The sequence below is a fragment of the Pseudomonas sp. MDT1-16 genome (assembly GCF_054898115.1).
In genome coordinates this window covers 2,761,434-2,776,231 of sequence record NZ_CM142717.1, presented here as the reverse complement: position 1 = coordinate 2,776,231, position 14,798 = coordinate 2,761,434, and the positions used below count along the sequence as shown (strand labels likewise).

Sequence of the window (14,798 nt, the reverse complement as noted above, 5' to 3'; positions counted from 1 at the left end):
TGGGCAACGGTCAGGCCTTCTCGACCTTCATGCGGCCGACCATTTCCATGTGCAGCGCATGGCAGAACCAGCTGCAGTAGTACCAGTGCAGGCCGGCCTTGTCGGCGATGAAGGTGATCGATGACGTCTGCTGCGGGCTGATCTCCATGCTCACGCCATGGTTGGTCATCACAAAGCCATGGGTCACGTCTTCAATCTGGTCGATGTTGGTGATGATTACGGTGACCTCGTTGCCCTGTTTGACGGTGAATTCCGGCAGGCCGTAAGCCGGAGCCATCGAGGTCATGTAGACGCGGACTTTGTTACCGTCGCGGATGACCTTGTTGTCGGTCTCCAGCTTGATCCCGTCTTTTGCGGCGATCACCACGGTTTCGGCGAAAAACGGGTCGTTGCGGTCCCAGATTTTTTTGGTCTTGATCTGGTCGCGACGGGCCATGACGCAATCGTGGGGCTCGGCGAAGGCCGGGCCGTCGTGTACCAGTTTCATCTCCTCGCCGGAAATATCGATCAACTGGTCGTTTTCCGGGTGCAGCGGGCCGGTCGGCAGGAAGCGGTCCTTGGAAAACTTGCTGAGGACCATCAGCCATTGGCCGTCGGCCTCGCTGGTTTCGGTCAGCGACGCATGGTTGTGGCCCGGCTGGTAATGCACGTCGAGTTTCTGCTTGATGTAATTGACCTTCTCGCCGGTGTACGCGCGAATCGCCTCCTCGACGTTCCACTTCACCACCTGGCTGTCGATAAACAGCGTGGTGTAGGCATTACCGCGACCGTCGTAGGTGGTGTGAAGCGGGCCAAGACCCAACTCTGGCTCACCGACCACTACGTCGCGCGGATCCTTGAACTTGTCGTCGAACAGATCATCCAGCTTGGCGATAGCAATGATCGTGCAGGTCGGCGAGAGCTTGCCGTTGGCAATGAAGTACTTGCCATCGGGCGAAGTATTGAGACCGTGAGGGTTTTTCGGCACCGGGATGTAACGCGTGAACGCGCTGTCCTTGCCTTCGTTTTTACGACCGTCGACCACCGGCACTTTCGAGCCGTCCAGGGTGATGAACTTGCCCGCCTTGATCGCCGCTTCGATGCGCGGGATGTTGAACACCACCACCCAGTCGCGTTCGTTGCGCATCATGCCGCCCAGGTCGTAGGCCTTCTCCGAGTTGTAGCAGGTCGAAGCCGCGTACTTGCCGGTGTAGTCGGCGTCGGTGTTATCGAGGTTGCCGTCGACGATGACCTGGAAGGCCATCTCCATCTTCTCGGCATCAATGGCGTTGAACATCGTGTAGCTGTTCTTGTCCTGCAGGTCGAAGGTGCTGCCGTCATTGGGGTGTGGAATGACGAATTCGGCATTGGCGAACACGTATTTTGTGTGCGGCACTTTCTGCAGGCGCAGCCCGTGAACGGCCTGAACATTGGGCACGGTGAGCATCTTGTCGCACTTCATGATGTCCAGACGGATACGCGCAACCCGGCTGTTGGCCTTGTCATTGATGAACAAGTACTTGCCGTCGTACTTGCCGTCGGTCATGGACAAATGCGGGTGGTGGCAATCGCCATTCTGGAAGTGGGCGCTGTCGCCCATGATCCGTTTGCTTTCGTTGGTCAGGCCCCAGCCGGTGGCGGAATCGACGTTGAACACCGGAACACGCAACAACTCGCGCATCGACGGAATGCCCATGATCCGCACTTCGCCCTGATGGCCGCCACTCCAGAAACCGTAGTACTGATCCAGTTCGCCCGGCCCGACGTGGGTTTTCAGTTGCGCGTCCTTGGCCGCTGCCGCCCATGTCTCACGGGTGAAGACCGCGCCACCGATGGCCGTGGCACCAGCCAGTACCGCGCCGGTCACCGCGCTGGTGCCCAGGAAGCCGCGACGACTGAGGCCGGTCGACTCCGGCACTTCAGTGGTTTTTTTGGATTCTGTGTCGTTCATGAGGTGTGTTCCTTGAAGGGATAAAAACGGTCGCTGCGCACAGGCGCTCGCGGGGTTCATTCCAGAGCGGTGACTTCCACGACAGGTATCAGTTGCACCGCGGCGGGTGCCGGTTTGCCGCGCTTCTTGCGTTTGTTGATCAGCGGCGGACATTTGTTCTCGTTCTGGTAAGTCATCTGGCAATCGAGGCAGTAGTGGCACTCGTTGGCATTGATCCGGCCATCGGGATGAATCGCCTGGATCTCGCATTCCTTGGCGCACAGTTGGCAGGGCGTGCCGCAATCCTTGCGGCGTTTGAGCCAGTCGAACAGGCGCAACTTGGTCGGAATCGCCAGCGCCGCGCCCAAGGGGCAGATGTAGCGGCAATAAACTTTGCGCGTGAAGATATTGATGACCAGCAGCGCCACCGCATAGGCCACGAACCACCACTGGCGGTCGAACCTGAGGGTGATAGCGGTCTTGAACGGTTCCACCTCGGCGAACAGCTCGGCGGTGGACATCGACTCCAGGGAGATACCGAACAGCAGCAGCAAAATGATGTACTTGATCGCCCACAGCCGTTCATGGACCGCGAACGGCAGTTCGTACTGGGGGATTTTCAGCTTGCGCGCGGCTTCGTTGATCAACTCTTGCAAAGCGCCGAATGGGCACAGCCAGCCGCAGAACACGCCACGGCCCCACAGCAAAATGCTGGCGGCGGCGAAGACCCAGAGCATGAAGATCAGCGGATCGGTGAGAAACAACTCCCAGCGAAAGTGCTCGAACAGCGCATGCACAAACGTCAGGACGTTGACTACCGACAGCTGCCCCAGCGCATACCAGCCGAGAAACACCACGGTAAAGATCAGGTAACCCCGACGCAGCCAGTGCAGAAAATGTGGCCGGCGAGTGAATGTGTCCTGCAAAAACAGGATCGCCGTCAGCAGTAGCAACGCGGTCCCGAGTACAGCGATCTGGAAGTGTTTCTGGTACCAGAGGGTCAACCACATCGGCCGACTGGCTTCCTCGAGGGCGGCCAGTTCTTCGGCGCTGGGCAGTGGCCGTTCAAGGTACGGCTCGGGCAGTTGATAAGGCAATTCGAAGCTGCTGAAGGTGCCACTGACCGGACCGGTCTGGCGACGCACCAGCAGTTCCAGGGACCAGGGCGATCCCGGATCGAACCGGACCGGTTCGCGCACAATGAAAATCGACATCTCAGTGAACTCGGGCATGCCTTTGGCAAACACATCCGAGAGCCGCTGGTGGTCCATGTCGCGAAAACTGATGACGTTGCCGAACTGACGCAGTTGCACCCGATCGAAAATACCGCCGCGCACATACCCCGAGCCTTTATAGGAAAACAGCCCACGACCCAGCACCGCGATGGCCTGCTCGCCAGGCTTGAGGTCTTGCATGAGGAAGCGATATTGATTGTCGCCCAACAGCGCGCGGCCAATGGTCGGCGGGTTCAAGTCGGCGGTGTACAGCTCGATAAAGGTCTCATCAACCTGATCGGCGCTGGCGTTGTCGACGCCTTCGGCTTCGGTGCCCTTGAAGGCGGTGTCGACCTGGCCACGGGTCAGGTTCAACCGGCGGATAGCGCCGTTGCCGGTCAGTTGTTCCCAGGTCGCGGGCTCGAAAAAGTCCTGGCGCACGGTGGCGGGCTTGCGCGCCACAGCGCCCGTGTCCTCGACCAGCTTGAGCGATACGGCCACCTCATGGGCGGCGCGCATGATGACCTCGTTGACCACCATCGCCGTAACGGTGGCCCCTGCAATCGCATCGACGGTGACCGCGTTCGGGTCACTGGAATGGCCGACGACGACCCGCTGACTGACCTTGATGCCTTTGTATTTGGCGCTGAAGCCGTGAAGTTTTGCCTCAGGGATGCCAATCAGCAAAATCGGCTCGTGGTGCTCCAGCACATAGGCATCCTGAATCATGCCGGCGGTGTCGAGGATCACCTGGGTGTTGATCGGTTTGCCCGAGTAGGCCGGAATATCCACCACGTCCAGGCTCTGGAACACATAGCCGAGCACCTTGCCGGCGGCGGACAGCGTGCGCACCTTGAACGGGCCTTCGGGGGCGGAAACCGAGTCAGTCTGAGGGAAGGTTTTTTCGATGCGCTGCTGCTCGATGTCACCGTATTGCTTGGCCTGAACGACCTCAAAGGTGGCGAGCATCAGCATCAGCAGGACCACCAGCCCGACGCCCCAGACGCGCAGGTTGCCGTGTATCGAAGGCTGATGGATTGTCATGGGCTCGCTGATTTCAAAAGGGCTTGCGGTCATGTTAGGGAGCGTTGCGCCCCCGGCCCTTGATTGAAATCAACAAAAGTCATTAGAGGACACGCTCCAATGTCTCAGACGGTGCGGGAAAACTGCCCTTTTTGTTCACCACCCAGATAGGCGTCAAACGCCATCGCGGCACTGCGCATCATCAAATGCCCTTGTGGCAACAGCACCAATTCGTCGCGATGAATCTGCAGCAATCCATCGCGCACGTGCTCGTCCAGCTGCGCCAGCGCCTCGGCAAAATACTCGGTGAAGCGAATGCCATGACGCACTTCATACTTGTCGAACTCGATACGGCCATGGCACATCAGGTCGCTGATCACCTCGCGGCGCAGCAGGTCGTCAGCATTCAAGCGGTAACCCCGATGCACCGGCAACATCCCTTGATCGATACGGCTGTAATACTGCGAAAGCTCCTTGACGCTCTGGCTATAGCTGTCGCCGACCTTGCCGATCGACGACACCCCAAGGCCGATCAAATCGCAGTCGGCATGGGTGGAGTAGCCCTGAAAATTGCGCTGCAGGGTGCCATTGGCCCGGGCCAGCGCCAGCTCGTCATCCGGCAAGGCGAAATGATCCATGCCGATATAGACGTAACCGGCCTCGGTCAGTCGGCGAATGGTCAGCTCGAGCAGTTCCAGCTTGCGCTCCGGTGGCGGCATGTCGGCGGGTCGAATCAGCCGCTGCGCGCGCACCAGCTCCGGCAAATGCGCGTAGCTGTAGGCGGCAATCCGGTCCGGGCGCAGCGCGATGATCTTGCTGAGGGTGACGTCGAAACTCTGCACGGTTTGCAGTGGCAGACCGTAGATAAGGTCGACGCTGATCGACTTGAATTGCGCCTCGCGCGCCGCCGCCACCAGCCGATAAATCTGCTCTTCACTTTGCTGGCGATTGACCGCTGCCTGCACGTCGGGGTCGAAATCCTGCACGCCAAAGCTCAGGCGATTGAAGCCCAGTTGGCGCAACGACTGGATCTGTTCGGTACTGATGGTGCGCGGGTCGACCTCGATGGAAAACTCATGGTCATCGCTGTCATCCATGTTGAACGCCTGGTGCAGGCAGTCCATCAGGTCCGCCAGCTGTTCGCTGGTCAAATAGGTCGGTGTGCCGCCACCCAGGTGCAACTGAGTGAGTTTGCGCGTGTTGTCGAACAAGGCCGCCTGCATCGCGATTTCGCGCTTGAGATACTTCAGGTACTCAACGGCGCGATGGGTTTTCTGGGTAATGATTTTGTTGCAGGCGCAGTAGTAACAAAGGCTTTTGCAGAACGGAATGTGGATGTACACCGACAGCGGTTTTGGCGCGGCCACCTGATTGCTGTCGCGGGCGGCACGCTGATAGTCGTCGACGGCAAACGCCTGATGAAACTGCGGCGCCGTGGGGTAAGAGGTATAGCGCGGCCCGGGGCGGTCATACTTTTCGACCAGGGTTCGATTGAAATCGAATGAAGGTTTCATGATCAATCAACTCGCAGGTGGGTTAATGCCTTGCACCGGCCAAATCCTTTTCGAACAGGCTGCAGATGGCATCCACTTCCGGCCGACCGGCGGGAAGAATGCTGATGAAACGGTCTGACAACTCAATCAACCCATCCCGGCTCAATTGCTCCAGCAACGGCCAGACAGCGCAGAAGTACTTTGAAAAAACCAGCCCATAGCGCCTCTCGATGGCGCGGATATCCAGTTCCTGATCACAGGCCAGACGCTCCATGACCATTTGCCTGATCTGATCCCCTGCCTCGAAGCGCCAGCCTCGACACGTCGGCAATTGTCTTATGTCCAGCTGCTGCTGATAACGTTCAATCTCATCGGTGTTTTGCGTGTACAAATCGTCGATCTGGCTGATGGCACCCAAACCGAATCCGACATGATCGCAATAGCCGTGACGGGAGAAACCCTCACAGGTACGGCGTAACCGGCCTCGCTCCTGGGCGACCGCCAGATCATCATCAGGCCGGACAAACTGCCCCAGACCAATGTAGTGATAACCCGCGCACATCAGTTGCTCAAAGCAGATCTGGCGCATCGCGCCTTTATCGTCCTGGCTGCACAGCTCTCTGATGTTGTCACCGAGTACCGGCCGATAGCGGCGTGGTGGCCGGGCATAGTCGAACACCAACAGCCTGTCCGGCTCCAGCTCGATAATGGTCGCCAGTTTCAGCGCAAAACTGCCGGGTGTCTGCCAGGCATGGCCAAAACCCAGATCGACGTTGATTGATCGAAAGCCAAAGGTGCGCGCGGCATCCATGAGCGAGTGGATCGGTGCCGGGTTCTGGTAGCAGGCCACCGACATATCACAGTCGGAGTCGATGTCCGGAACGCCAATGCTCACATGATTGAACCCCTGGTCGCGCAGCAAGCCCATGGTTGACCAGTCGGTATGGTGAAGGTCCACCTCGACGCTGTAGTCGCCGCACTCATGTTCAAGAAAGTTGAACCGGCCACGCAGATGATTCATCAGCCGCTCCAAATGCGCAGCCATGGGCGTTCCGCCCCCCAAATGAAACTGCTCGATCCGTTGCTCCGCACCCAGGTGACAACCGACGAGGTCGATTTCACGCTCCAGGCGCTGAAGGTACTGCTCGATACCGCTGTGCTCGCCGGCGATATCGCGCGGGGCACAGGAAGACGGCTTGAGGCTGGAAGGCAGCTGCACGTTCAGGGACAGCGGATGGCACTTCTGGCGGCTGACGCGCAGTGCACGAAGCAGATCCAGAGAGCCAATACCGTCATGAAATTTTTGCGTGTCGGCATGACAGTTGGGGTCAAGCACGCCTTGATCGCACCGAGCGATCAACTCGCCTGGGTTGTGAAATAAATCGGGCATGACGGTCTCCGAGACTGGCTGCGGATTTTCAGTCTGCGGGGCTGACCATCAATGCGCCTTGATTTGCATCAAGCGCAAGCGAAGTGTCTGCACAACGGACCACCGGTCAGCCCCGATTACCACGTCAAGTAAAACATTCCCTTGGCCAGCAGCACGATAACGACCATGTGGCAAAACAGGCTGCCATGGATGAAGTGCAGGTAGCGCGGGCTCATTCGGCCGCTTTTGAACAAAAACATAGCGCCCAGAAAATGCAGCAGCACACTCACGGCCACCGCGATTTTCAACGCCAGCAATGTGCCGAACGATGAGGCCAATGGTGAGGCAAGGGCTGGCAAGTAACGCAACCAGACCATGCCCAGTCCCGCACCGAACAACACCAGCAGCACCCACGGCATCAGCGAGCGGGCTCGGCGGCCGATGCCCTGCTCGACCAGTAGCATCACTTTGCCGGGTAACTGTTTGCGGATGCTTTCCAGGAACAGGACTTCGAAGAACACCGTGCCGATGAAGATCAGCGCGGCAAACAGATGCAAGGTCAGAATCAGCGGATAGATCATGGAGTTTTCGCCTTGAGTCAAGGCAACCCGCGCTACGGCGAACATTGGGGTGAGCGCACTGGCTGTCGGTCTCTGGAGACTACAGAGCCCGCCGATCCATGCGGTTGACACCGATCAAGAAAGCCGCAAAACCCCCAAGCTTGGTGTTTCCAGGCACACACATGCGTAGCGAGGGGGCGGTGGATCAAGAGCGGCCGACCTGTGCTTTGTTGATCGTGTGCATATCCGTTTATGTGGTAATGGCCGCTATTGGTTTCGCTTTTACAGCGAGTTACTTGGCGCTTTTCCAAGTGACCCGCCGTAAGGGCGGAACCCTAAGCCGCCGTTACCGCAGAAACGGATAGGTACCCCAACCTTAAGTGAACAGCATTACCACTCACCGAGGCGCCGACCTGTTCAGTGCCCGCGAATGTAATGCTCCAGCTGCCGAATCAGATCAGCCTGTTCGACGATGGCTTCCTTGACCAGATCCCCAATCGATAACAGACCAATCAGTTCGCCACCGTCCACCACCGGCAGGTGACGCAGATGGCTGTCGGTCATCACTGCCATGCAACGCTCGATACTCTGCTGACTGTCGGCGGTCACCACGGGCGCGCTCATGATGTCGCGCACTGGCGTACCGACCGAGGAACGCCCCTGCAGAACGACCTTGCGCGCATAGTCGCGCTCGCTGATCACGCCGACCACCTGCCCGGCCTCGATCACCGGAAGCGCGCCCACGTTCTTTTCGGCCATGATCCTCAGAGCTTCAAGCACCATCTCATCGGGCGCGATGCTATGCACCTGGCGGTTTTGCACGACCTTGAGTTTCAGCAATTGTGCGGCTGTTTTCATAAATGCCTCCGATGCGGATACGCGATGCTGTTGAACAGGCTCAAGCCACCCCGACTTCCACCACGCCGCTGTTCAACCGCACGGGCCAGACACGCAGACGCTGTTGCGGGTACTCCAGGCAGCTACCGTCCTCAAGACGGAAATGCTGTTTGTAAATCGGCGATGCAACGACCAGATCACCCTTGATGCTGCCGACCAAACCGCGACCGATGACATTCGCACCGGATTGCGGGTCATGGTTATCGATGGCGTAGAGGGTCCGACCCTCGGCATCCGGCAGGTAGAACAGCGCCACTTGCGCGCCGTCAAGCCAGACGACGACGCCGGAGTTGCTGACCAGATCCTGTTGGTCACACACCGTTTGCCAGGCATCGGTGTTTTCCAGGGAATCGATGCGTTGGGTATTGGACTGGCTCATCAGGCAATCTCCTCGGTGACGGGGATAAGGTTGAGTTCGGCGGCCATGATTGGGCGCCGCTGGCCACGTTCCTGGACAAAGTGGATGTCCGGATCCGGGCGTTTATCGTTGACGAAGGTACGGAAGCGCTTGAGTTTTTCCGGGTCTTTGAGGGCGTTGGCCCACTCGCACTCATAGCGGTTGACCACCAACTGCATCTGCGACTCGAGCTCTTCACCCAGCCCGAGGCTGTCGTTGATGACCACTTCTTTGAGGTAATCGAGGCCGCCCTCCAGGCTTTCGCGCCAGACCGATGTACGCTGCAATTTGTCGGCGGTGCGGATGTAGAACATCAGGAAGCGGTCGATGTAGCGAATCAGGGTTTCATCGTCGAGGTCGGTAGCGAACAGCTCGGCATGGCGCGGTCGCATGCCGCCGTTGCCGGCGATGTAAAGGTTCCAGCCCTTCTCGGTGGCGATCACGCCCACGTCTTTGCTCTGTGCTTCGGCGCACTCGCGGGTGCAACCGGACACCGCGAACTTGAGTTTGTGCGGCGAGCGCAGGCCTTTGTAGCGTTCCTCGATGGTCAGGGCCATTTGCACGCTGTCCTGCACGCCATAACGGCACCAGGTACTGCCGACACAGGACTTCACCGTGCGGGTGGATTTACCGTAGGCGTGCCCGGTTTCAAAACCGGCTTCGATCAGCTCGGCCCAGATGTCCGGCAATTCATGCAACTGCGCGCCAAACAGGTCGATACGCTGGCCGCCGGTGATTTTGGTGTAGAGGTCGTATTTCTTCGCCACCACACCGATCGCAATCAGTTTGTCGGCGGTGATCTCGCCACCGGGGATGCGTGGCACCACCGAATAGGTGCCGTTTTTCTGCATGTTGGCCATGAAGGTGTCGTTGGTGTCCTGCAGCGGCACCAGCGACGCGTCCATGATCGGCTGATTCCAGCACGACGCGAGGATCGAGCCCACCGCCGGTTTGCACACGTCGCAACCGGTGTGGCCACGGCCATGCTTGGCCAGCAGTTCTTCGAAGGTGATCACCCCTTCTACCCGCACCAGCGCATAGAGCTCCTGACGGGTATAGGCAAAGTGTTCGCACAGGCTTTTATCGACGCTGACGCCACGGGCAATCAACTCATGCTCGAAGACCTGCTTGAGCAGCCCGGCACAACCGCCGCAACCGGTGCAGGCTTTGGTCTGCGATTTGAGCAGGCCGAGGTCAGTGCAGCCACCGTCAATGGCCGAACAAATGGAACCCTTGGTGACGTTGTGGCACGAGCAGACCGTTGCCGACTCGGGCAAGGCGCCCGGGCCCAGGGTCGGCGCGCCTTCGGACGACGGCAGAATCAGGCTGGCGGGTTCCGCCGGCAGCGCAATCGCGTTCTGCATGTATTGCAGCAGCGTGTCGTAATAGCTGTTGTCACCGACCAGCACCGCACCGAGTACGTGCTTGCCCGTGGCATCCACCACCAAGCGTCGGTAACTGGCCGTGGTTTCGTCGATGAACTGATAACTGCGCGCGCCCGGCGTGCTGCCGTGCGCGTCGCCGATGGAACCGACATCGACACCCAGCAGCTTGAGCTTGGTCGACATGTCCGCGCCCATGAACGGCTCGGCAGCCTCGTTGCACAACAGTGCAGCGACACCGCGCGCCATCTGATAACCCGGGGCAACCAGACCAAAAATGCTGCCATTCCAGGCGGCACACTCGCCGATGGCATAGATGTTCGGATCGCTGCTCAGGCATTGGTCGTCAATCACGACGCCGCCGCGCGGGCCGACTTCCAGCGAGCATTGACGGGCCAGTGCGTCTTGCGCGCGGATACCGGCGGAGAACACGATCAGGTCGGCTTCAAGAAATTCGTCATTGGCGAAGTTCATCCGGTAGCGGTAGTCCTCGCCTGCGCTGATCGATTGCGTTCCGCGCGACAGGTGTACACCAACGCCGAGCCGTTCGATCTGCGCCTTGAGCGCCAGGCCACCGTACTCGTCCAGCTGCACCGGCATCAGGCGTGGGGCGAATTCCACCACATGAGCTTCCAGCCCCAGGGTTTTCAGGGCGTTGGCGGCTTCCAGGCCCAGCAAGCCACCGCCGACCACCACACCGCGTCGGGCATTGGTCGCCGCGGCACGGATGGCGTCGAGGTCTTCAAGGGTGCGATACACCAGGCGCGAATCGCCTTCGGCGCCGTCGATTGGCGGCACAAACGGATAGGATCCGGTGGCCAGCACCAATTTGTCGAATGGGACACACCCTTGCGCGGTGATCACTTGGCGACGGACGCGGTCGATTTCCAATACCGGCACACCCAAATGCAGGGTGACGCCCGGGGTCTGGTACAGCGAGGCTGCACCGAGGGCCAGCGACTCGGCATCGCGACCGGAGAAGTACTCGGACAGGTGCACGCGGTCGTAGGCACGCATCGGCTCCTCGCTGAAGACGTGCAGCTGATAGTGATCAAGGGCACCGCGTTCGATCAGCTGTTCGACACAATGATGTCCGACCATGCCATTGCCGATCACGATCAGCGATTGCAGCTTGTTCAAAGTGGCAACATTGGAATTCATAAGAGACACCCGTCTATAGCTGTTCAAAAAGCAAAAAAAACGCCTGAAACCTTGCGGTTCCAGGCGTCTTTGCCTGTTCATTTACGGTGCTAAGTCAGGCATCTATGCCGGATCCACCGATGTTGCCCACGACCTGTTCGGCCAATCGATCGTCGTTGACCGAGGGGGCTGCCCACTCGACTGCGTTCACAGTGGGCCTGAACAGTGTCTTGCAGACTTTGTGCCAGTCTGCCATTGGCAGTCCTTGCGCCAGTAAACGTTGACCACGGGGGCCCATGAATGCCCGATATTTGCCTTCGCATAGTGCAGAGGCGTGTTGCGCGGCCTTATAAAAGTGCACGAAGGCTAAATACAGCGCAGGAAGCTCGAAGGCCTCGTGATCGAATCTGAATAAAGTGGATCATGGCGTAGAGCGCTTGCACTCAAGCCTGATCCTGTTTGCCCCCTCTTCCTGGCAATCGATTGTCATTGGCAGGAAGCGTTCAATCACCGCGATATTGCTTTGCAGATGCTCAGTCATTCGCGGTGTGGTAAAGCTTCCGCCTCCCGCCAGCGCCATGGGCAACAGCAATTGATCGGCAAGGTGTTCGGCCACGGCTGCCTCGCTGTTCAGCCAGGCCGCCGCCTGATTGATTGCGCCATCGGCGACCTGTTCTGCGCGAAGGGCCGCCTGACCGAATGCGCTGAACATTTCAGTGACGTGTTCAAAAGCATATTCCAGCAGCAGGACGTTACCGGGGCCACGGTCCTGATCGAGGGCGACACACTGCAATTCGTCCTGCGCCATCTCCAACCGTTTGGCCACCTGACTCAATTCACGCTCGGCCACATTGGGCGCAATGCCCACGATCAGCGCACAAGCGCGTTTCGAGAGCAAGGCACCACGCTCCAGCAGGTGCAACGGAGTCAGGGTCGACGGCTGAATAAACGCCTCGATCTCGCCGCCCCCGGCCGGCACAAACCCATGGCGCACCAGCTGCAATTCAACCTTCGCGCCCATGCGCCGCAGTTGGGGCAACCAGGCCAGTTGCAGAAAGTCAGTGGGCGGCGCCATCGAATTATGAGTACCACCCGAAATCCGCACGCGACTGGCTTCAGGTGCCAACAGCAAGGCAGGCAACAGCGTCTGTAACACCAGCGTGCAGCTTCCAGCGGTGCCAATAGCAAAGCTGAACTCCCCGCCGGCTTGAGGAGCAAGAGCGCGCCATCGGCACCCATGCCCTGATCGATCTTGACCTGTCGCGCTACGACCGCATCGCCACGCGGTTCGCCCATAAACGCCTGGAAGGCCTGGCCTTTCTCAAGTCCGGGATTGCCACTCGAAACGCAGCGCTTAACCGCTCCATCGAGCAGATCGAGCGCGTGGCGGTGCGTTCACAAGCGCCCATGCTGCTGATCGGCCCGACCGGTGCCGGCAAATCCTTTCTGGCCCGGCGCATCTATGAACTCAAGCGCAGTCGGCATCAGATGCAGGGTCGCTTTGTCGAAGTGAACTGCGCCACGTTGCGGGGTGATGGCGCCATGTCGACCCTCTTCGGCCACATCAAGGGTGCTTTCACCGGCGCGCAGAACGCCCGCGACGGCCTGTTGCGAGCGGCCGATGGAGGCATGCTGTTTCTCGATGAAATAGGTGAGTTGGGCGCGGATGAGCAAGCCATGCTGCTCAAAGCCATTGAGGAAAAACGCTTCTTTCCACTGGGGTCGGACAAGGAAGTGGAAAGCGACTTCCTGATCATCGCCGGCACCCACCGCGACCTGCGCAGCCGCGTGGCCGAAGGGCTGTTTCGCGAAGATTTGTATGCGCGAATCAATCTGTGGACGTTCGACCTTCCCGGTCTGGTCGGTCGACGCGAAGACATCGAGCCGAATATCGATTTCGAACTCGAGCGCCATGCCCGGGAACACGGTCAAATGGTGCGTTTCAACCTCGAAGCGCGGCGTCGTTATCTGGCATTCGCCAGCTCAAGTGAAGCGGCCTGGCTGGGCAACTTTCGAGAGCTGTCGGCCTCCATCACCCGCATGGCGACATTGGCCGACAGCGGGCGGATCGATGAAGCTCAGGTCGAGGAGGAAATTGACCGCCTGCGCTATGCCTGGGGCCTGGCTCAGCCAGACGACGGCCTGAACAGGTTGCTCGGTGAAAACCTCGTGATGGACCTGTTCGATCGCCTGCAACTCAAAGCCGTACTCGACGTATGCCGGCAGGCGGACAGCCTGTCCGATGCGGGGTGATCCGTACTTACGCAATCTCGGGATGTACCAGACCAGCATAGACACGCGCCCCACCGCTCGACTGAGTGGCAAACTGGTGGTCAGCATGCGACCGATGAAAGCGGCGGCGGCCATCCAGGCCATTCTAATCACCGCACACATGCCCAACGTTCACGGCGCCCCCGAGCACATCGGCGATCCGTCGCTGATCGGTATCCGCGCACTCAACTCCCCGGACTACGGCGATGCCGTACCCGTCGAAGCTGCAGGTTTTGGTAGCTTGACCGAGTCCGTCAGTAAAACTGAGGTCTCTGACGACGAACCCGGCCTCTGCGCAGAGGTCAAAGCAGGTGATGGCATCGCCAATGATCAACTGCCTCTGGCCTGTTTCATCCAAGGGCGAAGCCAGTGGTTCACACACTTTAGGGTGCGCCGGATAATTTCAGTAGGCTCGGACTCTGCCAGGGGCAGGCGCTGACTGCTGCTCACATCCAATGCTCCCGTATCGGAGTTCGAAAATGACTCAGTCAATGCGGTTCTTCCTATCGATCATCCTTGCGACAGCCTCACTGGCATCGGCGAGCTTCTTGAACACTGCAGGTGCAGCAACCGCCGAGGATCTGGATGTCGACTCTCGACAAGCGTTGCAGTCTCTCTACAAGGCCACGCCCTTTGCCGAAACCATTTCGCACAACGCCAAAGCGATACTTGTCTTCCCCAAAATCATCAAGGCGGGCCTTGTGTTTGGCGGCAGCTATGGCGAAGGCGTATTGATGAAGGGCAAGACAGTAGAGGGTTATTACAACTCCGTAACCGGGTCATGGGGGCTACAGGCAGGCGCCCAGTCGTATGGCTATGTGGTTTTCCTGATGACCGACAAAGCCGTGAACTATGTACGCGAAACCAAGGGCTGGGAAATCGGCGTAGGACCCACTGTTGTTGTGGTTGATGAAGGGGTGTCGAAGAATTTGTCCAGCTCGACGCTGAAGGACGATGCCTACGCGTTCATTTTCGACCAGCAGGGGTTAATGGCCGGGGTCAGCATCGAAGGAACCAAGATTTCCCTGATCAAGCGCTAAAGCCGACCGTTTGGCGCACGGATGCGCCAGACACAAAGTGTCGGTCAGTGGCGATAGTCGGCACTTCACTGCTTTAATGGCAGCGTTCGATGATGTGTTTCCA

10 protein-coding genes and 3 pseudogenes are annotated in these 14,798 nt (G+C 59.1%); 3 read left to right on the top strand and 10 right to left on the bottom strand.

Going from position 1 to position 14,798, the window contains the following annotated elements:
- Nucleotides 1–10: 10 nt before the first annotated feature.
- The 10 genes and pseudogenes from nosZ to ACYZT3_RS12590 form a co-directional block, all read right to left on the bottom strand.
- Entirely contained in the window at nt 11–1,930 is a 1,920-nt protein-coding gene (gene nosZ / locus ACYZT3_RS12635; RefSeq protein ID WP_462032196.1) for a TAT-dependent nitrous-oxide reductase, read from the bottom strand.
- Between the two features lie 56 nt (nt 1,931–1,986).
- A complete protein-coding gene (gene nosR, locus ACYZT3_RS12630; RefSeq protein ID WP_282377909.1) occupies nt 1,987–4,167 on the bottom strand; it encodes a transcriptional regulator NosR in 2,181 nt (726 codons plus the stop codon).
- 104 nt (nt 4,168–4,271) lie between these two features.
- The gene (gene hemN, locus ACYZT3_RS12625) at nt 4,272–5,660 is read right to left on the bottom strand and encodes an oxygen-independent coproporphyrinogen III oxidase (protein ID WP_282377908.1); all 1,389 of its coding nucleotides are present in this window, start codon (nt 5,658–5,660) and stop codon (nt 4,272–4,274) included.
- A gap of 22 nt (nt 5,661–5,682) precedes the next feature.
- Nucleotides 5,683–7,029 (bottom strand): oxygen-independent coproporphyrinogen III oxidase, encoded by a 1,347-nt coding sequence (locus tag ACYZT3_RS12620; protein ID WP_282377907.1) that lies wholly within the window; start codon nt 7,027–7,029, stop codon nt 5,683–5,685.
- 116 nt (nt 7,030–7,145) lie between these two features.
- The gene (locus ACYZT3_RS12615) at nt 7,146–7,589 is read right to left on the bottom strand and encodes a CopD family copper resistance protein (RefSeq protein WP_282377906.1); all 444 of its coding nucleotides are present in this window, start codon (nt 7,587–7,589) and stop codon (nt 7,146–7,148) included.
- A 396-nt stretch (nt 7,590–7,985) separates the two neighbouring features.
- On the bottom strand, nt 7,986–8,426 hold the full coding sequence (locus ACYZT3_RS12610) for a CBS domain-containing protein (RefSeq protein WP_129444742.1): 441 nt from the start codon (nt 8,424–8,426) through the stop codon (nt 7,986–7,988).
- Between the two features lie 40 nt (nt 8,427–8,466).
- On the bottom strand, nt 8,467–8,844 hold the full coding sequence (gene nirD, locus ACYZT3_RS12605; RefSeq protein WP_282377903.1) for a nitrite reductase small subunit NirD: 378 nt from the start codon (nt 8,842–8,844) through the stop codon (nt 8,467–8,469).
- Complete coding sequence (gene nirB / locus ACYZT3_RS12600) at nt 8,844–11,405, bottom strand: nitrite reductase large subunit NirB (RefSeq protein WP_462032195.1); 2,562 nt, start codon at nt 11,403–11,405, stop codon at nt 8,844–8,846. Before nirB ends, nirD begins: the two co-directional genes overlap by 1 nt.
- Nucleotides 11,406–11,499: 94 nt before the next feature.
- A complete protein-coding gene (locus tag ACYZT3_RS12595; protein ID WP_282377901.1) occupies nt 11,500–11,640 on the bottom strand; it encodes a hypothetical protein in 141 nt (46 codons plus the stop codon).
- 165 nt (nt 11,641–11,805) lie between these two features.
- Nucleotides 11,806–12,660: pseudogene (locus ACYZT3_RS12590) on the bottom strand (RNA 3'-terminal phosphate cyclase); the annotation flags it as partial.
- Here ACYZT3_RS12590 and ACYZT3_RS12585 point away from each other — a divergent pair.
- The 3 genes and pseudogenes from ACYZT3_RS12585 to ACYZT3_RS12575 form a co-directional block, all read left to right on the top strand.
- Nucleotides 12,621–13,634: pseudogene (locus ACYZT3_RS12585) on the top strand (RNA repair transcriptional activator RtcR family protein); the annotation flags it as partial. The pseudogenes ACYZT3_RS12590 and ACYZT3_RS12585 overlap by 40 nt on opposite strands.
- Before the next feature lie 13 nt (nt 13,635–13,647).
- Nucleotides 13,648–13,881, top strand: a pseudogene (locus tag ACYZT3_RS12580) (D-glutamate cyclase family protein); the annotation flags it as partial.
- Nucleotides 13,882–14,134: 253 nt separating this feature from the next.
- The gene (locus ACYZT3_RS12575) at nt 14,135–14,695 is read left to right on the top strand and encodes a lipid-binding SYLF domain-containing protein (protein ID WP_282377900.1); all 561 of its coding nucleotides are present in this window, start codon (nt 14,135–14,137) and stop codon (nt 14,693–14,695) included.
- Nucleotides 14,696–14,798: the final 103 nt, after the last annotated feature.